Below are 24,013 nucleotides of genomic sequence, written 5' to 3'. Positions count from 1 at the left end.
CATGGCCTCTCCCGAGACCCCGGAAGGCAAGGAAACGCCTGCGGAGCGCCCACTCATCATGCGCTACGCCGCGCGATCCGACGTCGGACGGATCCGCTCCAAGAATGACGACTCCGCGTACGTGGGCCGCCATCTTGCAGTCGTTGCCGATGGAATGGGCGGACATGCAGGCGGAGACGTCGCCTCGGCCTCCACGGTGCTGGACATGATCCACCTCGATCATGATGACTACCCCGAGGGCGCCGATACGATCCTCGCCGATGAGATCCAGACCGCCAATTCGCTGCTGTCCGAGCTGGTTCATCAGAATCCCAAGCTTTCCGGCATGGGCACCACCGTCACCGCCCTGCTCCTCGAGGGCCGCAAACTCCATTTCGCCCACATCGGCGATTCCCGGGCCTACCGCCTGCGGAACAAGAAGTTCGAGCAAGTCAGCATTGACCACACGTTCGTTCAACGCCTTATTGATGAAGGCCGGCTCCGCCCCGAAGAAGCCGAAACACATCCCCACAAGAACGTCCTGATGCGCGTCCTGGGTGACGTCGACGCCAGCCCTGAGCTGGACTTGGATGCCCTCGACGTCGAACCGGGCGAACGCTGGTTGCTCTGCTCGGATGGCCTCAACTATGTGGCAGGGCACGTGGTGGAGCGGGTATTCCGGGAAACCAAGGACCTGCGGGAATGCGCGGAAATCCTCGTTAATCTCACGTTGGAAGCCGGCGCTCCGGACAACGTCACCGTGGTCGTGCTGGAAATCGTTGAGGAGACCGTCGACGACGTCAACACGGCCGCCGTCGACGTCGTTCCTCCCGCGGCGCTTGCCGCGGTGGACGGGCCGGAATCATCTGCTGCAGGCAAGCCGACGGAAGGCCCCTCCGCCACCAAGCCCGCAGACGCCAGTCCGGGCGAGCTTAAGGCAACAGCGCCCAATGCTGGCAAGGTTGCCGACGCCGGTTCATCTTCCGGCCCTGTCGACCCAACGGCGGAGGGCGGCCCAGCTACGGAGGGCGACTCATCTGCGGAGAAGGCTGAGTCCGCTGACGAAGACGGAACCTCCAAAGAACCGCCCACCACTACTGACCCGCATCTGGGTGAGCATCTTTCCGCCGAGGTCCTCCGAGAGGAACTCGCCAGCCGTCCCCACGAGCTCGTGGGTGCAGCGGCTACAGCGGCCGAGACCGGATCCATCCCCACTGTGGCAGGGCGTACCGTTGCTCGACGCGCGGCTACTGTGCTCACCCACAAAGCCGAACAGGATCGTCTGGAAGTCGAAGAACCGGCACGACGCCGCATCCGCTGGCTCATGCCCGCCGTCGCAGCTGTTGTTGTGCTCGGCGTCGTGGTGGGCCTATGGCTTGGCTACGCCTGGACGCAGACCCGCTATTACGTTGGAGAGTACGATTCCCGTGTAGCAATCTTCAACGGCATTTCGCAGCGGCTCGGCCCCATCCAGTTGTCCCGGCTCGAGGCTGTCACCGACCTCCGTGTTGAGTCCCTTCCCGAGTATGGTCAACAGAGTGTTCGGCAGACCGTTCCTGCGGGAGACCTTGATGATGCGCAACGTATTGTGGAGAACCTGAAGAACTACGGCAGTACGTCGGGAACCTGCCCCAGCACCACTCCTTCCCCGACTCCGTCAGCGACAACCAGTGTTCCAATTCCCAGTACAGCGGCCATTGCCAGCCCTACGCCTTCGCCCGTACCGACTCCCTGTGAGGCGGCAAAATGATCCAGACTGAGACCGCGGCCAAACCGCGCCGCAATGTTGAGCTGGTGCTCATCGTGCTTGCGCTTGCCGTTGGCATCGGCGCCAGTGCTCTGGTGAGCATCAATTCCGAAAGTGGACTCGACAGTGACTTCTGGTTCCAATCGAGCCTGCTTGCTGTCGCTGCCTTTGCCTTCCACGTAGTCCTGAGGTTGCGCGCTAAGTATGCCGATCCAGTAATACTTCCGATCGTTGTTGCCTTGAACGGGCTCGGACTCGCTTTGATCCACCGCATGGACGGGCCCGGGGACGATACCGGTAATAACCAGCTCCGTTGGACGCTTATTGCCATGGCGGTATCCATCGCTGTGATTTGGTTCCTCAAGGACCACCGCATCTTGCGGCGGTTTACCTACATTTCCTTGGCAGCGAGTGCTTTCCTTCTGATTTTGCCGCTCGTTCCGGGCATCTCTGCCGGTGAAGTACTAGGTGCGAGCGTGTGGATCAGGATCGGCCCGATGACGTTCCAGCCAGGCGAAATTGCCAAGATCACCCTGGCAATATTCTTCGCCGGGTATCTGTCCTCCAACCGGGACCTCATCCTGCTGGCCGGACGGAAAATCGGCCCCATGCAATTCCCGCGGTTCAAGGACCTGGGTCCCATGATCACTGCCTGGTTGGTGAGCATTGGCGTCCTCGTATTCCAGCGCGACCTCGGATCGTCAGTCCTGTTCTTCGGCCTCTTCATTGTGATGATCTACGTCGCTACGAGCCGCATCTCATGGGTGGTGATCGGCCTTGCCCTGATACTTGGGGGCGGATTCATTGCTTCCAGGATCTTCTCGCACGTTGCCTTCAGGATCGATAGCTGGATCAACGCGTTCACTCCCGAAGTCTTTGGCAGGTCACCCGGTGGCAGCGGACAGATCGTCCAAGGCCTGTTCGGTATGGCTGACGGCGGCCTTGTGGGCACGGGCCTTGGCCAGGGCCGGCCGGACCTGGTGCCCTTCGCCAACAGCGACATGATCGTGGCACTCATTGGCGAAGAACTCGGCCTCATCGGCCTGTTCGCTGTCGTGATGCTCTACCTGTTGCTTTTTACCCGCGGTTTCCGCGCCGCACTGGGCACCCGGGATGCGTTCGGCAAGTTGCTGGCGTGCGGGCTCTCCTTCGCAATCGCGCTCCAGTGCTTCGTGGTCATCGGCGGCGTCACCAGACTTATTCCGCTGACGGGCCTCACCACGCCGTTCCTGGCCGCCGGTGGATCCTCCCTCCTGGCCAACTGGATAATCGTCGGCCTCCTGCTCATGATCTCCAACACGGCCCGCGGGCCCATAGATACCACTCCGATGGTGAATAAACCTCCTGCAAGCAGCACCAACCCGGCCGCCCGCAAGTCAGCTTCCGTGCCCACGCCGGGTGCGCCCACGGAAGCGGTGAAGCATCCATGAACCAGGCAATTAGAAGTTCGTGGATGGCTGCCGTCGCCATGTTCGCCTTGATTTTCGGCGCCATCAGCTATGTCCAGGTCATTGGCGCTGACGATCTCAACGCCAATCCATGGAATCAGCGGGCAATCCTGGCAACGTTCTGCAACGACCGCGGGGCGATCATCGTCGCCGGTAAACCGATTGCAGAGTCCGTTCCTGGTAACGAGTCCTGCGCGTTCCAACGCAAGTACACCCAGCCGGAACTTTACGCGGGCATCACGGGATACTTCTCCAGGGGATTTGGTTCCACCGGGCTCGAGCAGTCCCTCAGCGACCAGTTGGCCGGCAACTCCGACCAACTGTTCCTGGATCGCGTCAGCCAGATGTTCCTTGGGAATGAGCCCAAGGGCGCCTCTGTGGAACTCACGCTCGATCCCGCCATCCAGCAGCTTGCCTACGACCTCATCCCCGAGGGCCAGCGTGGCTCGATCGTTGTGACCAACCCGAAAACCGGCGCCATCCTTGCCATGGTTTCCAAGCCGTCCTACGACCCCAACCTGATTGCTACACACGACACCGCTGCCGCAGCGGCCAACTACGCCGAGCTGAACAAGATTCCCGGCATCAACTTGAACCAGAACCTCAGCGGGCCCACGGGTAACTTGTTGTCCCCGGGCTCGGTGTTCAAGCTCGTAGATACCGCGGCCGCCCTGAATTCCGGCAAGTACAACAAGGACAGCGAGCTGCCGAACCCCAGCAGCCTGCCCTTGCCTGGATCCAGTGCGAGCCTGCCCAACTACGCCGGCGGCAACTGCAACGTCCGCGAAACGGCAACGTTCTCTTTCGCCCTGGAACAGTCATGCAACACTCCCTTTGCGAGCATCGCGCTGGACCTGGGCCAGGACGCCATCCGGGAGCAGGCAGAGAAGTTCGGCTTCGGGGACACCTTCGGCGAGCAGCTCAAGCTCCAGCAAGCCATCAGCGTCTTCCCGCAGGACCTGGACCAGGCCCAGCTTGCCCAGTCCTCAGTGGGGCAGCGCGACGTCAAGGCAACCCCGCTCCAGATCAACCTGATGACTGCGGCAATTGCCAACGGTGGTGTGCAGATGAAGCCCAACCTGGTCAAGACAGTCCGTGCGCCCGACCTCCGGGTGATCAGCGAGTTCAAGCCCGAGGCCCTGCGTACCAGCACGACCCAACCCATCGCGAACCAGATCACCCAGTGGATGAGCAGCGCGGTCTCCAACGGCATCGCCAGCGGCGCTGCTGTCCCGGGAGTCCAGGTAGCCGGTAAGACGGGTACAGCCGAGCTCGGCGATTCAGGTTTGAACAACTCTTGGTTCACCGGGTTCGCCCCGGCGAACGATCCGCAAGTGGCCGTCACCATCGTCATGGAAGGTGTGGATGTGCTCACAGGCGCCAAGCTAACCAGTCCGAACGCAAAGAAGATTTTTGAGGCGGTGTTGAATAAGTGAGACCTACTTCGGGAATCACACTCGGCGGCAGGTTCCAGCTGACCAGTCGCATTGCGATTGGCGGCATGGGCGAGGTCTGGAAGGCCAAGGACCAGATCCTTGGCAGGATCGTTGCCATCAAGGTGCTCAAGGAGGAATACACCGGGGACCCCGGCTTCCTCCAGCGCTTCCGCGCCGAAGCCCGCCACACAGCACTCCTTAACCACGTGGGTATTGCCAACGTCTTCGATTACGGCGAAGAAGCCGGCTCGGCGTACCTCGTCATGGAACTGGTGCCCGGCCACCCGTTGAGCGGCATCCTTGAGCGCGAGCAGGTCCTGTCACCTGACATGACCCTTTCGATCATCTCCCAGACGGCGCGCGCACTGGCAGTGGCACATGCCCAGGGCCTGGTTCACCGCGACATCAAACCGGGCAACCTCCTGATCACGCCTGACAACCGCGTCAAGGTCACCGACTTCGGCATCGCCCGCCTGGCCGACCAGGTGCCGCTGACCCAGACCGGCCAGGTCATGGGCACCGCCCAGTACCTTGCTCCCGAGCAGGCAACAGGACAAACTGCCACCGGCTCGTCTGACATCTACTCGCTGGGCGTCATTGGCTACGAATGCCTCACCGGCCACCGTCCGTTCTCCGGTGAATCCCAGATCGCCATTGCCCTTGCACAGGTTAACGACGCTCCGCCCCCACTTCCAGAGACGCTGCCTACGCCGGTGCGTGCCCTCCTGATGTCGATGCTCGCCAAGGATCCGAAGAACCGTCCAGCCAACGCCATCAAGCTGGCGGAGGCCGCCGAGGCTATCCGCAACGGCGATATCACCACTGCCCACGCCGCGGTGCCGGGAATGCTCCTCTTCGAAGCCGCTACCGGACCCATCACGGCACCGGTCAATACTGCTACGGCCCCCACCGGCGTCGTTACCTCGCCGTTTGGCAAGGAGCATTCCACGACGTCGACTTCCGCACTTCCGGTGCTCGGCGCAACCGCCGCCGTTGGAGGTGCAGCCGGTGCGGCTGTTGGAGCCGCCGGCGCTTCCGCGGACAACCATTTGGCGCGGGCGAATGCGCTGGAGGCAGAGCGGCAGCTGAACGACGAAGAAGAAGTCATCTACAGCGATGATGACAACTACGACGACGTCGAGCCGGAGCGCAAGAAGCGCAGCCCCTGGACCTGGCCACTCGTTGCCCTGATCCTGCTGGTGCTCTTCGCACTGGTTGGTTTCCTGATTTCACAGTCGGGCTTCTTCTCCCCGAATCCCGGTCCGGGCGAGTCCACCTCTGCAAGCGCAAGCCGGAGCGCAAGTCCAACGTCGCAATCGGCCACACCAACGCAGACGTCCCAGGCCCCCTCCCCGACACCGACGCAGTCCACACCCCAGAAGATCAACCTGATCCCTGAGGAGTATCTTGGACAACCGTTTGAGACTGTCCGCAGCCAGCTTGTTGGATTGGGCCTGCAGGTCAACGGGCAGGAAGTGTTCAACACTGCCCCCGCCGGCACGGTAACTGACCTTAACCCCACGGGTCCCGTGGATCCAGGGGAAGTTATCACTGTCCAGTACTCCAAGGGTCCGGAAATGGTGTCCGTGCCCAGCATCGGGGTCGGCCTCAGCGAGGAAGAGGTGCGGGGACTGATCGAAGCAGCGAACCTGCGGTGGGTCCCGGGCGATCCCGTCAATGGCGCCGTCGGCCAGAAACCAGGCACCTTCGTACGGTCCGAGCCGGCCCCTGGAACAAAGGTTGCGGCTGGTTCGGTAGTCACATACCACCTGTCCAAGTCGCTTGTACCGAGCAATCCGACGTCCCCGAGCGCCAGCCCCAGCGGCTCCGGCAGCCCGAGCAACTAAGTAGCCGCCATGTCTACGCCACGGCCCGGTCCAGCGCACCGAGAGGAGAGTACACCTGTCTCTTCGCAGCGCATCCTCAATGGTCGCTACGAACTCGGTGACCTTATCGGCCGTGGCGGCATGGCAGACGTCTACCGGGGGTCGGATACGCTCCTGGGACGCACCATTGCAGTCAAAGTCCTGCGTGCCGACCTCGCCCGCGATCCCCAGTTCCAGGCCCGCTTCAAACGCGAGGCCCAGGCTGTCGCAGCACTGAACCACCCTTCCATCGTGGCCATCTTCGATACCGGCGAGTACTCTGTCCCGGGCGGACCGGGTGAGGACGTGCGTGTCCCGTACATCGTGATGGAGTTCGTCGCAGGACGGACGCTGCGGGACATGATCAAAGCGCACGAACTCGGTGTTGAAGACTCCATCGGCTACACCCTTGGCGTCCTCGCGGCGCTGGAATACAGCCATCGGGCGGGCATTGTGCACCGCGATATCAAACCCGCCAACGTCATGGTCTGTGCGGATACCGGGGACGTCAAGGTCATGGACTTTGGCATTGCCCGGGCCATGGCTGACTCCGCTGCCACCATGACGCAGACGCAGGCTGTAGTGGGAACGGCACAATACCTTTCCCCCGAACAAGCACGGGGAGAGACCGTTGATGCCCGCAGCGATCTCTACTCTGCGGGCTGCCTCCTGTACGAACTGCTTACCAGCCGGCCACCATTCGTAGGCGACAGCCCGGTTTCAGTGGCCTACCAGCACGTCCGGGAGACGCCCGACCTCCCCAGCGTCCATAACCCCGAGGTTTCCGAGGCTTTGGATTCCGTGCTTGCCAAGGCCCTGCAAAAGAGCCGGTCGGACCGCTTCCAGGATGCGGCTGCCTTCCGGCGGGCACTCAGGGCCGCGAGCAATGGCATTGCCGTTCCCGTTCTTCCCGCCAGCGAGGCACCCACCGACCCCAACGACCTCATTTCGTCCGAAGACCCGGAAACGCAGCTCTTGAGCGCCACGGCCGTTGGATTCCTTGACGTCGAGCACTACAACGGCGTGACCCAGGACCCCATTGAGGAACCGCTGGACGAAGCGCTTCCCTTGGACCTCCCACCCGAACGTGAGCGGACCTCCCACCAGAAGTCCCGCCGTCGCACTTGGGCGGCGACGCTGGCAATCTTCACTATCCTTGTTCTCGCAGGCGCCGGATTCTGGATCTACAGCCTGGTCAACGCGCCCCCCGCGGCACCGGCCAAGGTGGCGGTTCCCTCGGTGACCAACATGTCGGAGTCCCAGGCGCTGCAAGAGCTCTACTCCGCAAAGCTGGTCCCCAAAACTGCCCGCGTGGCCAGTGACAAGGTTGCCAAGGACATGGCGATCGGCACTTCACCCAGTGCGGGCTCCATGCTTGAACAGAACGCCGAGGTCATCCTCAACATCTCCAGCGGTCCCAGCTCGGTAACTATCCCTGCAGACATTGTGGGCCGCACCGAGTCAGACGCCCGCGACACCCTTCGGCGCCTGGGAATCACGGGCAACATCTCCAGCGTGCGGACTCACAGCCCCACGGTTCCCATCGGACTCGTGATCACCACGGGTCCCGCCCCCGGGGCGCCCATAGCCGCAGCTTCCAACGTTGAGCTGCAGGTGTCGTCCGGCAAAGTGCTGATGCCCCAACTGATCGGTCTTGCCCAGTCGGAAGCCGAAGCGCTGCTGAAGGAGAACGGCCTCGTCATGGCCGTGGTGGAGCAGGAAAATTCCCAGGTGACCCCCGGCAAGGTCACGGCACAAAGCGAAACCTTCAATACTGAAGTGGATCAGGGCAAGACAGTGACGGTAACGGTAGCCAAGGCCCCGGTTCCGACGCCCACACCCACGCCCACAGATACCTCCAACCCCAAGCCGACCCCCACTAAGAAGGACTAACGGGTCACGTCCCCTCAGCTGCCGCTACAAGTCAGTGCTGGATCAGCGGACTCAGCTTCGAAGCACGTTCGGCAGCTCCGGTCATGCCGAGGGACTCCAGCCAGTTGCCCAGCATCTGGTAGCCGCCTTCGGTGAGGACTGATTCCGGGTGGAACTGCACACCGCAGAGGGGAGCGGTCTTGTGCTGCAGGCCCATGACCACACCGTTCGTGGTCTCGGCTGTGATCTCCAGGACGTCGGGGATCGAGTCGCGAACCGCGGCGAGTGAGTGGTAGCGCGTGGCCGTTACGGGCGACGGAAGCCCGACAAAGACACTCTTGCCTTCGTGCTGCACCGGCGAAGTTTTCCCGTGCATGAGCTCAGGAGCGTGGGTGACAACGCCCCCATAGGCTTCGGCAAGGGCCTGGTGGCCAAGGCACACCCCGAACATAGGCTTGGCGGCCTCGCCGCACCACTTGATGAGGTCAATGCAAACACCGGCTTCTGCCGGGGTTCCCGGACCGGGAGAGATAAGGACTCCATCACGGGCTGCGGCAAGCTCCTTGGCTTCTGCGAGTGTCACGTCGTCATTTCGGACCACGGTTGTCTCTGCGCCCAGTTCCTGCAGGTAGCCCACCAGGGTGTAAACGAAGCTGTCGTAGTTGTCCACGACGAGGATTTTTGTTGAGCTCATGGCTGCTGCACTAAACCAATCGTTGAGTCGGTCAAAGAAGTGAATTGGGAGAACCACGGGAAGAGGAACTCCACCATCAGGACGAGGGCTACGGCCACAAGCGCCACCGATGTCAGTATCCGCACCCACAAGGGGCCGGGCAAATTCCGAAAGATCCAGGCGTACATCCGTTACCCCTTTCCTTGGGCTTGGGCTACTTGGGCGGCTATTTCCGACGGCGGTCCGGCTGAGGCCGGTTGCCAACCCTCAAGGACGGAGTAGGCGATGATGCGTTCCTGGGATCCGAAGCGCGGGTTGCAACTGGTCATGGTCAGGATGCTTTCACGGGGCGTGACTCCGGGTTGGGTGGGGACCGGCATCAAGACGTCGGTTTGGCTGGGCAACACAATCTGGTTGTTGCGGAAGACATAGGTGTAATAGCCGTCTGGCGTCTGGACGTAAATCTTGTCCCCGGGGACCAGGGTGTGGATGTTATCCAGTACAGCGCCGTGTGTTTGCCGGTGCCCCGCGACGGCGAAATTGCCGAGGGCTCCGGGCATGCTGGTGTTTCCGTAGTGTCCCAGGCCCAGCGTGTCCAGGACATCCTGGTCTGTTCCTTCAATAATGGGCCGCGTGTAGTCCGGACCGAAGCGCGGGATGTACATGATCCCGATGGTTTTCCCATGGGCAGGTGCTGTCCCGACGACGGGCGGACCGTAGTCCGTGGCCTGGCTGGCGGCTGGCGTTACCGGCCCCGCAAATTCCTGTGCAAAACTCTTCACGGCTTCGGTCTGCTTGGCGTCGGCCTCCACGTTGGTCCACCACAGCTCCCAGCCCACAAAAAGCAAGAGGACAATGCCTGCGGTAATGAGCAACTCGCCCAGTACCTGGCTGATCTTGCGCATAACAGCCGAGGCTGTGAGCCGGTCGCGGGGAGGCTTCCCCTGGTTCCGGCGGGCGGACGGCACGGCGGCAGCCGCCGTCGTCTGCTGGTCCGCCACAGGGTCTCCTCATGTAGGGCGCGGGCGGCGCTGGCCTACCCCGGTTGCGGCTAGAATTGACAGCTAGTAACAACCCGGAGCACCGCGTGGCCGTTGACCGCTGGAATTTTTCCTTCCTGCAGGATACCAAGGCCGGCAGCATCGGGTTTCAATCGAACAGCCAAGGAGGATCCGTGCCCGAGTCCAAGCCCCGCAAGCGGCCTGCCCGTCAGGCCCAGCAGACTTCCGCCGCACAGCAGTACAAGCCGAATCCCGTTTGGTACAAGCCGGTCATGTTCGGCCTGATGATCCTGGGGCTGATCTGGATCATCACGTTCTACATCACCGAGGGCAAGTTCCCCGTGCAGGAATGGGCTTCGTGGAACATCGTTGCCGGGTTCGGCATCGCGATCGTCGGATTCCTCATGACTACGCGCTGGCGCGCCTAGGAATCCCGCACCTCACATTTCGGTGCCCGTGAACGTCTACAGGTTATGAACACCAGGCACACCACCATGGATTCCCCGCTGGGGCAGCTGACGCTGACTGCCCGCGGGGAGTTTTTGACGGGCATCTTTTACGAGGGCCATTGGCATATGCCTCCGCCGGAGTACTTTGGAGTCCCGGCAGTTATCCAGGAGCCGCTCTTTGAGCAGACCCGTGTCCAACTCGATGAGTATCTCGAAGGAAAGCGCACTCAATTCGACGTCGCTTTTGAGGCCCGGGGCAATGCCTTCCAAGAGAAGGTCTGGCAGCGGCTCCAACACATTCCTTTTGGGGAAACCATTAGCTATGGTGAACTTGCTCTCGAGATGGGGGACCCCCATCTGGCCCAGGCTGTTGGATCCGCAGTAGGCCGGAATCCCATTAGCATCATCATCCCGTGCCACCGCGTGGTGGGGCGCAAGGGGCAACTCACCGGCTACGCGGGCGGCCTGCGCAACAAGCGCTTCCTTCTTGAGCTCGAAGAGCCAGCCGTCGTGAAAGAGGGCAAGCTCTTCTGATGCAGCGCCCGCACCCGGCCCACAAGAGGCCGTTCGAAGCAGTCGTCCAGGAACACGGCGGCACTGTGCTCCGGGTGTGCCGTGCAGTGGTGGGCCTTCATGATGCTGACGACGCATGGTCCGAAACGTTTCTTTCGGCTTTGCAGGCTTATGGTGCCCTCCCTGAGGATGCCAACCTTGAGGCCTGGCTCGTCACTATTGCGCATCGGAAATGCATCGACCTCATCCGTTCCAGTAATCGCCGCCCCTTGCCTGTCGATCAGCCGCCCGAGCGGCCCTCGAAAATTGGCATTCCTGGTGACAACCAAGCGGAGCTGCTCAGCGCTGTCGGGCGATTGCCACCTAAACAACGCCAGGCAGTGGCCTTTCACTATTTGGCGGGCCTCCCATATCAGGACATAGCGTCACTTCTTGGCGGGACACCGGATGCCGCACGACGTGCGGGATCCGACGGTGTGAAAGCACTCCGTGCCATGCTCCGCGAAGAGCCCGAATCCGTGCGGGCGTTCCTGATTCATTCCACGTCCGTGACCACCTCATCCGTCCCTGCATCGGCGAAAGGAGAAATCCGATGACTCTTGAATCGCGCCCGGACCACGCCGACGTTGCCGTGCTCCTCAAGCCCCTCGACGCCGGCATCGAACCCGCCCTGTCCAGCCTCCACGCGAGACTTATCCGCGCTGCCCAGGAAAGCCATTCCCTGGATATCGCATACTCAGTGGTGGATTCACCTGTGGGCAAGCTCCTTTTGGCGGCTACGGAACATGGCCTTGTGCGGGTAGCGTTCGAGCGTGAGAACCATGAGGCCGTATTGGAATTGCTGGCCAGCACGGTGAGTCCCCGCATCCTGCACGCACCCTCACAACTTGAGGCCGCTGCCCGCCAATTGGACGAGTACTTCAACGGCACCCGTCAGGATTTCGACCTTCCCTTGGATTTCCAGCTCGCACGCGGGTTCCGCCTCAATGTCCTCCACCACTTGCCACAGATCGCCTACGGCAGGACCGAAAGTTACGCACAGGTGGCCCAGGCCGCCGGGAGCCCCAAAGCTGTGCGCGCCGTTGGAACCGCCTGCGCTACGAACCCGCTGCCGGTGATCGTACCCTGCCACCGCGTGGTGAAGTCCGACGGCACTTTCGGCGGTTACCTTGGCGGAACCGAGGCGAAACGAAGGCTCCTCACACTTGAGGCTGCGGCATGAGCGAGGACGCCCTGTTTCCGTTGACGCTTATCCAACCTGACACCCACGACGCCGGCCCCCGGGTGATAGCTCCAGGCGCCGTGCACGTGCCGGGCTGGCTCAGCCTGGAGCAGCAGAGGTGGATCGTGCAACGCTTTGGCGAATGGACACACGGGCCGGTGCCCCTGCGGGCAGCGACGTTGCCGGGAGGGCACCGGATGTCTGTCCGGACCCTTTGCCTGGGCTGGCATTGGCAGCCCTACCGTTACACGCGGGAAGCTACGGATGTGAACGGCAGTCCGGTACTCGAGTTCCCGGAGTGGATGGTTCGCTTGGGCAGGAAGGCCGTAGCCGATGCTTACTTGCCCGGGCCGGAAGGCAACGAGGCTCTCGCCGAACTCGCCGGCAATTACACACCCGATGCCGCACTGGTGAACTTCTACGATCGCGGGGCCACCATGGGCATGCATCAGGACAAGGATGAACGTTCCAATGCTCCGGTAGTGTCGCTGAGCATCGGGGAGACATGCCTCTTCCGTTTCGGCAACACCCAGACGCGCACCAAGCCGTATACGGACGTCGAACTCCGGTCGGGAGACCTTTTCGTTTTCGGCGGAGCCTCGAGGTTCTCGTATCACGGCATCCCAAAGGTCCTCCCCGGAACCTGCCCGGAAGGATGTGGACTCTCCCACGGACGAATCAACATCACCATGCGTGTCACGGGGTTGTCCTAGGGGCCAGATCCCAGCGATAAAAATGTCACAGGCAGGGGGCAGAATGTCCCTAGAGACAAGAGCAAGGGTTGGCGTCCGTGGGACGGCCGCAGAGGAGCATTCATGACCACGGAAGAAACCGGCATCATCATCGGCCAGGATGGCTTGGCGCGGCCACTGTGGGCTGCCTCGGATCCGCTGATGCAGGCTTACTACGATCACGAGTGGGGCATGCCGGTCCGGGACGAGCAAGGGATGTATGAGCGCATCAGTCTCGAGGCGTTCCAAGCCGGCCTGTCTTGGGCAACCATCCTTCGGAAACGGGAAGCCTTCAGGAAGGCTTTCCTGGATTTCCACCCTGAAAGCGTCGCTGCTTTCACGGACGCGGATGTCGAGCGGCTGATGCTGGACGCCGGCATCGTCAGGAACCGCCTTAAGATCCAGGCGGCAATCACCAACGCCAAGGCCACCATCGCCCTTAGGGCTGAGGGCGGGGTGGTGGACTTCGTGTGGTCCTTCAAACCGGATACTACGCCTGCCCCCCGAACCTACGCAGAAATCCCCACCACTTCGCCCGAATCGATAGCGCTGTCCAAGGCGCTCCGTAAGAAGGGCTTTGCGTTCGTTGGCCCCACCACCATGTATGCCCTCATGGAAGCCGTAGGGATCATCGACACACACTTGGTTGATAGCCACAGGCGGGGTACGTCGGGCGTTTGGCTGGAGCAAGGTCAGAAGTAGGGCTTCGGCCTTCCCCACAGGCCACCCTCGGCCATTTTCCACAGAAGTGCGTAACTTTATCCACAGGCGTGGATAAGTTCTGTGGACATCCACGTACTTTTCCCCAGAATCCCCGTCGCAGTGCTGATCCTGGACGCCGGACCCACACGAGGGAGTTATGCCCACTGTGCATCCCGCTGTGGATAGTGGCCGCATCTTCATTGAACGTTCATCAGTGGAGCATTGCTGGATTCACTCATTAGCGCTTTCGCCGACGATCCGAAGCCCAAGATCGTCCCGAAGCCGGCTTTCCTCCCTCGCCGGTCATCGTCGCGACCTTCGCATTCCGGCGGAGTTACCCACTTAACAACAACCCCCTACCCACAAGTTATCCACAGGTGGGGAAAACTTGTGGGTTTCCAGTGCTTGATCCGCGCGCTTGCGCCAAAAAAGCAACCGCAACGGCCCTGAACTACACAGGTGTAAGTTATTAACATTGTTGATAAGCCTGTTGATAGAGGCCCCTCCACACCACGATTAACAGCTTTATCCACAGCTCGCCTGGAAAGGGCTTGGTTGTCCACAAACGAGACAGGTTAGGGGACAAAGTTATCCACAGATGTGGATGAATCCATGCCTTTCCGGGGATATCTACTGCTCTGACAGGCCGCACGGGCACCAAACAAGCTAACTACACGGATGTAAGTTACTCACACTGTGGACAACAGCTGTGGATAACGTCCAACGCCGATAATAGGGGAGTGGGATTACTTGCCGATGAAAGTCGACCTTAAAAAGCAGATCGAAACGTACAACGCGTCGCACGGCAGGTTTTGCGTGGTGACGGTTCCAGCCCTGCAGTTCCTCATGATCGACGGCCATGGGGATCCAAACACCTCCCAGTGCTATAGGGATGCGCTGGCCACCATCTATCCGGTCGCTTATAAGATGAAGTTCTTCAGCAAGCAGGGGCTGGGCCGCGACTACACCGTGATGCCCTTGGAAGCGCTCTGGTGGGCAGAGGACATGGATACGTTTACAAGCGCCAGAGACAAGTCACGCTGGGACTGGACCTTGATGAATATGGTTCCCGGCTGGATGACCCAGGACCACTTCGAGGACGCACGTAAGATCGTCGCCCAAAAGGGCCAAGGCCCGGCAATTGACGCTCTTCGACTGGAAACACTCGATGAAGGGCAAAGCGTCCAGACCCTCCACATAGGGCCCTACGATGACGAGGGTCCAGTGCTCGCCGGAAATGCACAACAGCTTCATTCCCGGCGAGTCGCTGACGATGTCGGGGAAGCATCACGAGATCTACCTCAGCGACGCTCGCCGCACTGCACCGGAGAAACTCAGGACAATACTGCGGCAACCGGTCACAGTTGCGGGAAGTGTTGCAGCTAGCCTGCAGTGATGCGGAACCACGCGAGCACGGCCAAAAGGCCTGCCACGAGGATGAGGCCGCCCGCTTGGAGCAGGGCCTGGTTCTTGCCCCGCGGGGCATAGGCAATAGCGGCGGCAGCGAGGCCGCCGGTGATCAGGCCACCCAAATGGGCTTGCCAGGCGATGCTGGGTACAAAGAAGCCAATGGCACCATTGATCGCAATGAGGACCCAAAGTTGTTTGGTTTCGCCGCCGCGATGACGCTGCACTACGAGCATGGCACCGAACAGGCCGAAAATGGCGCCTGAAGCTCCCACCACGCCAACCACGGGAAAGGTGGGAGTCAACAAAAGGTAGCCCACGGATCCGCCAACGGCGGAGAGCAGGTACACGGCCAGGAACCGGATCCGCCCGAGCAAAGGCTCAAGGGCTTGTCCGAAAATCCACAGCGTGTACATGTTCAGGACGATGTGCAGCAGGAACCCTTGCGAATGAAGGAAGGCCGCCGTAAGCATCCGCCAAGGCTCGCTGGCAGCTGCATAATTTGCGAACGCAAAATTCTGGAATACGGCGTCGCCGGGAACAATCCATTGAAGGACGTAAACCAGCACGCACAACCCGATGATCGTAAACGTCACCAAAGGCCGGCCGGTTGCCAAGGCACCGCCATAAGGAGAGCGGTAGGTCGGCGTCGTACGTTTTTGTTCGTTGACGCAATCAACACATTGGAACCCGACGGCGGCCGCCCGCTGGCACTCGGGGCACGCGGGGCGCCCGCAGCGCTGGCAGCGCACGTAGGAGGGCCTGTCCGGGTGCCGTGGGCACACCGGGTTGGTGGCGGACGGCTCTGCCGACGGGATTCCGTAGCTCATGAATGCAGGCTAGAGCTGTTCGATGTCGATGCTGTTGATGACGACGTCCTCAACGGGGCGGTCGCCCATGCCGGTGCGGACGCCCTCAATGGCGTCAACAACCTTGCGGGATTCCTCGTCAGCTACTTCACCGAAGATGCTGTGCTTGCCGAACAGCCAGTCGGTGTTGACCGTAGTGATGAAGAACTGTGACCCGTTGGTGCCCTTGCCCATCTGGATACCAGCGTTGGCCATGGCCAGTTTGTAGGGGGCGTTGAAGGTCAGCTCGGGGTGGATTTCGTCGTCGAACTTGTAGCCCGGTCCGCCAACGCCGCGGCCCAGGGGATCGCCACCCTGGATCATGAAGTCCTTGATGATGCGGTGGAAGATGGTGCCGTCGTAAAGGGGCGTGCCGGTCTTGTCTTCGCCGGTTTCCGGGTGCGTCCAGGACTTTTCGCCCGTAGCGAGGCCAATGAAGTTGGCGACCGTCTTGGGAGCGTGGTTGCCGAAGAGGTCAACCTTGATGTCGCCGAGGCTCGTGTGGATCGTTGCTTTTGCGGTTGCGATGGTCATGGCCCCATTCTTTCATGCAGGGTCAACGGGGGCATGGCTGTAAAGCCGGTTCCGCGCTGGGTGAAATCCGGGAAGAATCCTGCAGATGAATAGCCGCTGTTCCTCAAGGCACGTAGGCTAGCTTCAAACGAGCATGTGTATCGGGAGGTAGTTGTGAAGAAATCAGACCGTATTGCCCGCGACCTTGAACACTCCGTTGCGGCTGGTGTGGATAACGCCCGCGACTGGGCGGCGCCCCGTGTGGAAGCAGCCGTCAATTGGGCTGTTCCCCGTATTCAGCACGGCATTGATACCGCTTCCCCCAAGATCCAGGAGGGACTGAAGTCGGCGGCGCACAACCTCGCCGACGGCGTGGCAACAGTTACGCCACGGCTTCAGGATGGACTGGCGCACCTCGCGCCGAAGATCCATGACGCTGTGGAGGACGCCACGCCCAAGATCCAGGAGACCCTTAATAAGGCAACTCCGGCCCTTGGACTCGCCCGGGACAAGGTAGTTGAGGAGTACCTGCCCAAGCTGTCCGAGCAGCTGGGCCAGGCTTCCGTAGTTGTCCATCACGTCCTTGAGAACGCGCCCGCCCAAGTGGATGCCGTTGCGCAGAAACTGGTGGACTCGGGTGTGGTCCACAGCGTGCAGGAGCAAGCTCAGGCCACCGGCAAGCAGATCAAGGCAGTGGCGGACCAGACCAGCAAGGCTGTTTCCCAGCAGTTGGCTGTCCAGCAGAAGCCGAAGAAACGCGGATGGCTGGTTGTCACAGTCATCGCGGCCGCGGTTGCTGCAGGTGTTGCTGCGTGGAAGGCCTCCAAGCCTGTGGAGGATCCTTGGAAGACGCCGGCCCCGGTCAATCCAACCCCTGCGCCAACGCCGGCCCCGGCTCCCGCAGACACTGCAGCATCAGCTACGGCGACGGCAACCGTGCCGGCCGAATCCAAAACTTCCGACATTACGCCCGAGGAAGCCGCTGCCGAAGTGGAGCAGGCAACCAAGGATGCGTTCGAGAAGGGCGAGGATTCCACGTCCAACGTCGCTACGGATGCCAAAACCGCGACCAGGAACATTGCGGCAAGCGGCCACAAGGACGACGACACCACGTCCACGTCCAAGGACTCCCAGCTCTAGGGTTCTGATTGGCCTGGTTCATAGAGGCCGCCATTGATACAAACACTGAAGGGATCCCGGCCAGACCGGGATCCCTTCAGTGTTTGCCAGCTTGTAACCCAACAGTCCGCTGGGGACGCTCTGCCGGGTGTTAGATTTGAAGTGATGTCAGCCGATAGACCCGTTGCGGGTGCCCTCAAGGAAGTCCCGGTGCCTCCGGGGGTTTCAATCGTCATCCCGGCGTATAACGAGGAAAGCGTCATTCGCCAGTGCCTCATCGCGGCCATCTACCAGTCTGTTCCTGCTGAAGAAATCATCGTGGTGGACAATCTCTCCACCGACCGCACCGCCAGGATAGTGCGTCAGATGCAGCAGGAATACCCGGAGAGCCCCATTATCCTTTTACGGCAGGACGCCACGCAGGGACTCATTCCCACCCGCAACTTTGGGCTCAACAGCGCCAACGGTGAAATCGTAGGGCGCATCGACGCCGATTCCGTCCTCGAGCCTGACTGGGTTGAGCAAGTCCAGAAGGCCTTCATGGATCAGTCCGTCCAGGCGGCTACCGGACCTGTGGTCTATTACGACATGCCAATGCGCCGGTTCGGGCTCAAAGCGGATGACAAAATGCGCCAGCTGATGCTGCGCCTTGCCAAGCACCAGTACCACTTCCTGTTCGGTTCCAACATGGCCCTTCGGCGTACCGCATGGGAAACCATACGGGACGAAACATGTCTGGATGAGAAGGATGAGATGCACGAGGACATCGACCTCTCACTGCACCTCGCCGAGCACGATCTCCATGTCCGGTATTGCCCGCAAATGGTGTCCGGCATGTCGGCCCGACGCCTTGAGGACTCTCCGCGGGACTACCGCTACTACGTCACGCGCTTCGACCGGACGTACAAGGCGCACAACGTCAAGAAGATGGCCCTGAAAGCGCCCATGGTGGTCTTCTTCTCGGTCTACTTCCCCGCCAAGCTCCTGCGGGCCATTCATACGGCCAACGCGGCGCAGGGCATTCGACGCAGCAGCCTGTAGGGCCTGGTCCAACAACTTCCTGCCCGGCCACTTCCTGCCCGGCAGCTTCCTTCCGGCAACAGCACGCATGGCAGTAGAAGCCTGACGGCGGAAGCTCAGTCAGTTCCCAGCTCGGCCTCCCGCCGGTCTGCTTCGCCTTTGTCGCGCCGTTGGCCGGCGACCACCACCGCAAGTCCAATGAGAATCAGCGCAAGACCGGCGTATGTCCCGGCTGGCAGTGTTTCGTTCAGGAAGATGGCCGCAAGGATCGCTGCCCCGGGAATTTCCAACAGGATGATCATGGAAACCAGCAAGGGGCTCATTGTGGCCAGCAGGTGGTTGAACGCGGTGTGTCCTACCAGCTGTGCACAAACGGTGATGGCGAGAATCCCAAGCCAACCTCCGGCGTCGAACCCTGCCAACGGTTGGCCACTGAGCAAAGCCAGCACAGCAACAATCGCGGCACACATTCCATAGCAGAGCGTGGTGTACGTGCCCGTTCCCATGGACTGGCGGGCCTTGCCGCCAGCCAGGGTGTACAGGCCGGCCAAAGCTCCACCAGCCAGCGCCAGGACGTCGCCCAGAAGGGCCTGCGGTGAAGAGCCCATATCGAATCCGGTAATGGCCACGACTCCGCCAAAGGCTATCCCCAAGCCCACCAGGACCGGCCAGCGATGGCGGGCGCCCCTGAACAACTGGAAGACCGCGATCCATGCTGACTGGAGGCAGACCAAGGCAGTGGCTGCAGCTACCGAGGTCAGCTGCAGTGCCGTGATGAAGCAAGCGAAGTGAAAGGCCAGGGCGACGGCGGCAACCGTGCACCAGCCAAACTCGCGGCGGTTGATCTTCCCAAACTGTTTGGGCTCCCGGATGGCCACCGGCGCCGCCATCACGACTGCTCCGATCGCGTTCCGCCAGAAGGCGATCGCCAACGCCGTCACTGACGTGGCACCCAAGGTGCCGGCGATCAATGGTCCTGACGAAGCCACGCCAAGGACTCCCAGCGCTGAAATGAGAAGGTTCACGGATCAACCTTAGTTTGGTGCGGCACCCGTCCCGCCCTCTATGTGCGGCGCGGACAGTGTGGTTGTCTTGATTCAACATTCCAGACAGTCGGCGACGGCTTTCCCAAGGGGACACCTGATTGAACACAACGCCCGTCCGTGGAGCCAGACGGAGACGATCAGTACTGCTGCTGATCGCAGTTGCGGCCCTGGCTGTCGCCCTGGTCGTTACGGGCTGGTTGGTGGTTTCCCGGGAACGGTCCGGTGGGCAAGGTACGGGCAAGACCGAAATCCCAAGTATCTTCCCCGTCCCACAACATCTCCAGGCCGGAGGGGGAGATCCCATCCCTCTGAACGGCCACGTTTACATTGTGGCTTCCCCCGGCACAGACCAAGCGTCCATCGCCGCCCTCCGAGACCTGGTGACAGGAGCCGGGGGTACCGCAGAAGCCGTGACAGCCCTGGACAGCCCAGCGGCCGGCAGTTCGGCCGTCTTCCTTGGCACCGCAGCAGATGCCACAGTAAGCCCGGTACTCAAAGAGCTGGGAAAGGAAAGCGCGGCGGACATCCAGAACGCAGTCGGCCGAGCTGAAGGCTACGCCATAGCCACTGGAAAAACTTCAGGGATTCCGACGGCGGTACTCGCCGGAACGGATGCCGACGGCGTTTTCCATGCCGTGCAAACCGCGCGCCAGTTGCTTAAGGATGGGGCCATGTCGGCGGCCCGGGTCAGTGATTGGCCGCTTATGGAAACCCGTGGCGTCATCGAAGGGTTTTACGGCACGCCATGGTCCCATCAGGCCCGTCTGGATGTCCTCAAATTTGCGGGACGCCAGAAAATGAATACCTACATCTATTCCCCAAAGGATGATCCATTGCTGCGGGAGAAGTGGCGGGCACTGTACTCGGACGAGGACCTCAAGCAACTACGGGAGCTGGTGGATACCGCCACTGCCAACCACATCCTCTTTACTTACGCGCTGTCCCCGGGCATCGATAGTTGCTATTCCGCCGAGGCGGATCTCAACTTTGCAGTGGCCAAGCTTGAATCCTTGTATTCGATCGGTGTCCGTTCGTTCGTGATTCCGCTTGATGACATTGCCACCAAAGTCCAGTGCGCAGAGGACCTCAAGGACTTTGGTGCAGGTCAAGCCAACCTGGCCAAAGCACAGGCATCATTCCTCAATGACGTCAATGACCGGTTCATTTCGACAAAGCCGGACATCGAACCCCTGCAAACGGTTCCCACCTTCTACAACGGTTCCGGGAGCAATCCTTACAAGCGGGAACTTGGCCGGTCCCTGAACCCCGGGATCGTTGTCCAGTGGACGGGTGAAGATGTGGTCTCCCACAGGATCAGCGCCAACTCAGCCGAGACCGCCCGGCTGACCTACGGGACCCCGGATTCTCCACGGGACCTTGTCATTTGGGATAACTACCCCGTGAACGACTTTTCCCAGGACCACCTCTTCATGGCCCCGGTCGTCGGGCGGGACCCGGATCTGTACAAGTCAGTCCGCGGAATCGTAACCAATCCAATGATTGAGCCCTATCTGTCTCTCCCCGCCATCTTTAACTACGCCGACCTCTCATGGAATGGACCAGCGTACAAGCCCGGCAAGTCCATGGACGCAGCCCTGCAACAGGTCTCGGGCCCGGATCCGCAGGTCCGCGCAGCCGTAAGGGCTTTCGTGGACCTCAACCAAGACTGGCAGGACGACAAGCTCACTCCGTCTGCTCCGGAGCTCCGGCGGGACATGGGGCAGTTCTGGTCGGATTACGACGCCGGCAAGTCGCCTTCGGGCGGTCTGAAGGCGCGGGCCGAGCTGCTCCAGAAGCTGCCGGAATTGTTGCCGAGGATGGCGGTGCCAGGCTTCGCGGAGGACGCCACCCATTGGGCAAAGGCGGCCGCCAATTACGGACGGGGTGTGGAAGAGGCCCTGATCATGCTCGAGGCTGCCAAGCGAGGGGATTCCCCGGCCGTGGCAGAAGCCCGCCGCAATGTCCAGGCTGCGTTGGCGGCGGCGGAAGCCAAGACCCAGCCGACACTGGAGCTTGGGGTGGTGACTCCTGTGCTGGGGGATGGTGAACTGAAGGCATTCCTGGAGCGGGCCCTTAACACCGTGGCCCAGGACAACTGAGTTTGCTCCAGCCCCCAAACTGGGTTGCGCAGTCAACTAAGTTGCTCAAGCCAAACTGGGTTAAACGCAAAAGTCCCGGTCATTTCTGACCGGGACTTTTCTTATGGTGGAGGCACGGGGACTCGAACCCCGAACCCCCTGCTTGCAAAGCAGGTGCGCTACCAATTGCGCCATGCCCCCATAAGAAGCAACCCGTCAATCATACCCCATGTCAGGACCGGCTTTTGCCAGTTCCAGACCGGGCTCCGTGGCTAGTCGACCTTGTCGGTTGACTTGCTCCAGAGATCCTTCCGGGCTTCGGATTCCTGCGCCTTTTTATAGACCAGGACGCCTGCGACCGCCGCTGCAACTACCACCAGCAACTTCTTCACAAGCACCTCATTCCGGTTCAGTGTTACCTGAACCTGTTAGGTTCCGTGGGCGTACCAGGACTTGAACCTGGGACCTCTTCGTTATCAGCGAAGCGCTCTAACCGCCTGAGCTATACGCCCCGATGCCTCATCGGGCCGAGATATGACTGTACAGCACATCCCGGCCCGATCTCAAATCGAGGCATTCCGGCCGCTGAATCCCACCGTTTTCGGCGTAAATCCGCGGCTTTTTGCTAGTCGTCCGTCAGGGTGACGCCGATGCCGCCAACCAACGTTGCCGAAATGTTATAGAGCACGGCAGAGAGCATCGACAGGGCGGTCAGCAGAACCACATTCACCACGGCAATAATCGTGGCAAAGGAAGCCACCTGGCCAAGTGAAGCGATTTTCTTCAGCTCGAAACCACTGCCTTCGGATCCGGCCAAGGTTCCAAGCAGGCTGTCCACCTGGTTGAAGATGCCTGTGAGATCCAACACAGTCCACAGCACGATCGCGGCGACAACGGTGACGATGCCCAGTGCCACGGACAGCAGGAACGCCATCTTCAACACCGACCACGGGTCAACCTTGCTGACAAGCAGGCGCGCACGACGCACCTTGGCCTTGGGGGCTGGCTTCACAAGTCCCGGGCCGCCCTGGGCAGGGCGTTGACCGGGGGCACCAGCCGGACGCTGCCCGGCTGAAGCGGGGCGTTGTCCAGGAGCTCCTGCTGGTCGCTGGGCCGAGTTGGTGGCAGTTGCCGGCCGGGCTCCGGCAGCTCCGGCACCGGCAGGGCCGGCTCCCGGGCGTTGCTGGGGCCTTGCAGGCGCTCCTGCCTGCGTGCTGCCCGAGGGCTGCCGGAGTCCGCCGGGGACACCTGTGCTCGGCTTGGGATATGAGTCGGAATTACTCACTCGTTACCTCCGGTGTTGTCTTCGTTCAGCTCCGCGCCCGATTCTGTATCCGGGTCCACGTCGTTTTCCGTTTCTGACGTGACGGTCGCCTCAATGGCTCCGTCTTCTGCAGCCAACGTTACGTCATCGTCCTGTCCGTCCTCGGACTCTTCGCCTTCCAAACCGCGTTCGCTGTTGCGGGCGACCTCAATAATGCGGTCGTTCTTGTCGGGCTTGGCAAAGATGACGCCCATGGTGTCACGGCCCTTTGCCGGGACGCCACTCACGGCAGAGCGGACCACCTTGCCGCCCTCCATGACCACCAGGACTTCGTCTTCTTCCTGCACAATCAAGGCGCCGACAAGGTCACCGCGATCCTCCGCGAGCTTGGCAACCTTGATCCCAAGGCCGCCACGGCCCTGCAGACGGTACTCATCCACGGCGGTGCGCTTCGCATAGCCGCCCTCGGTCACAATGAAGACGAAGGAGCCGTCCTGAACCACATCTGCGGCCAGCAGTTCGTCATCTTCACGGAACTTCATACCCGTCACACCGGACGTTGCCCGGCCCATCGGACGAAGGGCATCGTCCGTGGCGGTGAAGCGGATGGACTGGCCCTTGCGTGACACCAGCAGGAGGTCATCAGTTTCACTGACCAGCTGTGCGGAGACGAGTTCGTCACCGTCGCGCAGGTTGATGGCGATGACACCGGCGGTGCGGTTGGTGTCGTAGTCCTCAAGCCTGGTCTTCTTGACCAAACCGTTCTTTGTTGCAAGCACCAGGTAGGGAGCTTGCTGGTAATCGCGAAGATCCAGGACCTGTGCGATGTGCTCATCGGGCTGGAATGCCAGCAGATTTGCTACATGCTGTCCCTTGGCGTCGCGTCCCGCTTCTGCCAGTTCGTAGGCCTTGGCACGGTAAACCCGGCCCAGGTTGGTGAAGAACAACAGCCAGTGGTGCGTGGTGGTCACAAAGAAGTGCTCCACGACGTCGTCGCCGCGCAACTGGGCACCCTTGATGCCCTTACCGCCGCGCTGCTGCGAGCGGTAGTTGTCACTGCGTGTGCGCTTGACGTAACCA

Annotated in this window: 22 protein-coding genes, 2 tRNA genes and 1 pseudogene; 15 read left to right on the top strand and 10 right to left on the bottom strand. The window is 61.3% G+C overall.

What is annotated here, in order from left to right:
- Position 1: 1 nt before the first annotated feature.
- Genes AC6I99_RS00125 through pknB form a run of 5 tightly spaced genes read left to right on the top strand, consistent with a single transcriptional unit; the run spans position 2 to position 8,368 of the window.
- Positions 2-1,729, top strand: a complete 1,728-nt coding sequence (locus AC6I99_RS00125) for a PP2C family protein-serine/threonine phosphatase (RefSeq protein ID WP_497959714.1) — start codon at positions 2-4, stop codon at positions 1,727-1,729.
- Positions 1,726-3,156 (top strand): FtsW/RodA/SpoVE family cell cycle protein, encoded by a 1,431-nt coding sequence (locus AC6I99_RS00120; protein WP_224165946.1) that lies wholly within the window; start codon positions 1,726-1,728, stop codon positions 3,154-3,156. The genes AC6I99_RS00125 and AC6I99_RS00120 overlap by 4 nt, the downstream gene beginning before the upstream one ends.
- Entirely contained in the window at positions 3,153-4,610 is a 1,458-nt protein-coding gene (locus AC6I99_RS00115; RefSeq protein WP_497959712.1) for a penicillin-binding transpeptidase domain-containing protein, read from the top strand. The genes AC6I99_RS00120 and AC6I99_RS00115 overlap by 4 nt, the downstream gene beginning before the upstream one ends.
- Entirely contained in the window at positions 4,607-6,457 is a 1,851-nt protein-coding gene (locus tag AC6I99_RS00110; protein ID WP_224094523.1) for a protein kinase domain-containing protein, read from the top strand. The genes AC6I99_RS00115 and AC6I99_RS00110 overlap by 4 nt, the downstream gene beginning before the upstream one ends.
- A gap of 9 nt (positions 6,458-6,466) precedes the next feature.
- Positions 6,467-8,368: a Stk1 family PASTA domain-containing Ser/Thr kinase gene (gene pknB / locus AC6I99_RS00105; protein ID WP_309930382.1), complete on the top strand. Its 1,902-nt coding sequence runs from the start codon at positions 6,467-6,469 to the stop codon at positions 8,366-8,368.
- A 31-nt stretch (positions 8,369-8,399) separates the two neighbouring features.
- Here the strand turns inward: pknB and AC6I99_RS00100 are convergent, their stop codons facing one another.
- Both AC6I99_RS00100 and AC6I99_RS00095 read right to left on the bottom strand, forming a co-directional pair.
- Positions 8,400-9,041, bottom strand: coding sequence for an aminodeoxychorismate/anthranilate synthase component II (locus AC6I99_RS00100; protein WP_224094520.1), 642 nt, complete (start codon positions 9,039-9,041; stop codon positions 8,400-8,402).
- 170 nt (positions 9,042-9,211) lie between these two features.
- Complete coding sequence (locus AC6I99_RS00095; RefSeq protein ID WP_396133560.1) at positions 9,212-10,021, bottom strand: class E sortase; 810 nt, start codon at positions 10,019-10,021, stop codon at positions 9,212-9,214.
- 173 nt (positions 10,022-10,194) lie between these two features.
- Between AC6I99_RS00095 and AC6I99_RS00090 the strand changes: the two genes are divergently transcribed.
- The 7 genes and pseudogenes from AC6I99_RS00090 (at position 10,195) to AC6I99_RS00060 (ending at position 15,034) form a co-directional block, all read left to right on the top strand.
- Positions 10,195-10,449, top strand: a complete 255-nt coding sequence (locus AC6I99_RS00090; protein ID WP_224094519.1) for a cell division protein CrgA — start codon at positions 10,195-10,197, stop codon at positions 10,447-10,449.
- Positions 10,450-10,494: 45 nt separating this feature from the next.
- Positions 10,495-11,004 (top strand): methylated-DNA--[protein]-cysteine S-methyltransferase, encoded by a 510-nt coding sequence (locus tag AC6I99_RS00085; protein WP_497959710.1) that lies wholly within the window; start codon positions 10,495-10,497, stop codon positions 11,002-11,004.
- Positions 11,004-11,579 (top strand): RNA polymerase sigma factor, encoded by a 576-nt coding sequence (locus AC6I99_RS00080; RefSeq protein WP_497959709.1) that lies wholly within the window; start codon positions 11,004-11,006, stop codon positions 11,577-11,579. The genes AC6I99_RS00085 and AC6I99_RS00080 overlap by 1 nt, the downstream gene beginning before the upstream one ends.
- Complete coding sequence (locus AC6I99_RS00075) at positions 11,576-12,205, top strand: methylated-DNA--[protein]-cysteine S-methyltransferase (RefSeq protein WP_497959707.1); 630 nt, start codon at positions 11,576-11,578, stop codon at positions 12,203-12,205. The genes AC6I99_RS00080 and AC6I99_RS00075 overlap by 4 nt, the downstream gene beginning before the upstream one ends.
- A complete protein-coding gene (locus AC6I99_RS00070; protein WP_497959706.1) occupies positions 12,202-12,918 on the top strand; it encodes an alpha-ketoglutarate-dependent dioxygenase AlkB family protein in 717 nt (238 codons plus the stop codon). Before AC6I99_RS00075 ends, AC6I99_RS00070 begins: the two co-directional genes overlap by 4 nt.
- A gap of 102 nt (positions 12,919-13,020) precedes the next feature.
- A complete protein-coding gene (locus tag AC6I99_RS00065) occupies positions 13,021-13,638 on the top strand; it encodes a DNA-3-methyladenine glycosylase I (protein ID WP_497959704.1) in 618 nt (205 codons plus the stop codon).
- 756 nt (positions 13,639-14,394) lie between these two features.
- Positions 14,395-15,034, top strand: a pseudogene (locus AC6I99_RS00060) (GyrI-like domain-containing protein).
- On the opposite strand, the gene AC6I99_RS00055 reads toward AC6I99_RS00060, so the two are convergent.
- Both AC6I99_RS00055 and AC6I99_RS00050 read right to left on the bottom strand, forming a co-directional pair.
- Complete coding sequence (locus AC6I99_RS00055; protein WP_497959703.1) at positions 15,021-15,875, bottom strand: rhomboid family intramembrane serine protease; 855 nt, start codon at positions 15,873-15,875, stop codon at positions 15,021-15,023. The pseudogene AC6I99_RS00060 and the gene AC6I99_RS00055 sit on opposite strands and share 14 nt — an antisense overlap.
- Before the next feature lie 9 nt (positions 15,876-15,884).
- Positions 15,885-16,427 carry a peptidylprolyl isomerase gene (locus AC6I99_RS00050; protein ID WP_216924370.1) on the bottom strand — a complete coding sequence of 181 codons (543 nt, stop codon included), beginning with the start codon at positions 16,425-16,427 and terminating at the stop codon, positions 15,885-15,887.
- A gap of 153 nt (positions 16,428-16,580) precedes the next feature.
- Here AC6I99_RS00050 and AC6I99_RS00045 point away from each other — a divergent pair, with 153 nt between their 5' ends.
- On the top strand, positions 16,581-17,546 hold the full coding sequence (locus AC6I99_RS00045; protein ID WP_497943957.1) for a hypothetical protein: 966 nt from the start codon (positions 16,581-16,583) through the stop codon (positions 17,544-17,546).
- 144 nt (positions 17,547-17,690) lie between these two features.
- Positions 17,691-18,566 carry a glycosyltransferase family 2 protein gene (locus AC6I99_RS00040; RefSeq protein WP_224094509.1) on the top strand — a complete coding sequence of 292 codons (876 nt, stop codon included), beginning with the start codon at positions 17,691-17,693 and terminating at the stop codon, positions 18,564-18,566.
- Between the two features lie 95 nt (positions 18,567-18,661).
- On the opposite strand, the gene AC6I99_RS00035 is transcribed toward AC6I99_RS00040, so the two are convergent.
- Entirely contained in the window at positions 18,662-19,570 is a 909-nt protein-coding gene (locus tag AC6I99_RS00035; protein WP_224094507.1) for a DMT family transporter, read from the bottom strand.
- A 119-nt stretch (positions 19,571-19,689) separates the two neighbouring features.
- Here AC6I99_RS00035 and AC6I99_RS00030 point away from each other — a divergent pair, with 119 nt between their 5' ends.
- Complete coding sequence (locus AC6I99_RS00030) at positions 19,690-21,690, top strand: glycoside hydrolase family 84 protein (RefSeq protein WP_497943958.1); 2,001 nt, start codon at positions 19,690-19,692, stop codon at positions 21,688-21,690.
- 104 nt (positions 21,691-21,794) lie between these two features.
- On the opposite strand, the gene AC6I99_RS00025 is transcribed toward AC6I99_RS00030, so the two are convergent.
- The 5 genes from AC6I99_RS00025 to AC6I99_RS00005 all read right to left on the bottom strand — a co-directional run.
- Positions 21,795-21,870, bottom strand: a tRNA-Ala gene (locus tag AC6I99_RS00025).
- Positions 21,871-21,941: 71 nt separating this feature from the next.
- Positions 21,942-22,061 (bottom strand): DLW-39 family protein, encoded by a 120-nt coding sequence (locus AC6I99_RS00020; RefSeq protein WP_216924378.1) that lies wholly within the window; start codon positions 22,059-22,061, stop codon positions 21,942-21,944.
- A 46-nt stretch (positions 22,062-22,107) separates the two neighbouring features.
- Positions 22,108-22,181 (bottom strand) — tRNA-Ile (locus AC6I99_RS00015).
- A 113-nt stretch (positions 22,182-22,294) separates the two neighbouring features.
- Complete coding sequence (locus AC6I99_RS00010; RefSeq protein ID WP_497943959.1) at positions 22,295-22,954, bottom strand: DUF3566 domain-containing protein; 660 nt, start codon at positions 22,952-22,954, stop codon at positions 22,295-22,297.
- Positions 22,951-24,013, bottom strand: a 1,063-nt coding sequence (locus AC6I99_RS00005) for a DNA gyrase C-terminal beta-propeller domain-containing protein (protein WP_497959701.1), incomplete at its 5' end; no start/stop codon positions are given. The genes AC6I99_RS00010 and AC6I99_RS00005, both read right to left, overlap by 4 nt.

This window comes from Arthrobacter sp. TmtSoilC77 (assembly GCF_059739415.1).
Note: the sequence above shows the minus strand (reverse complement) of the source record. Positions and strands in the feature narration are given on the sequence as shown.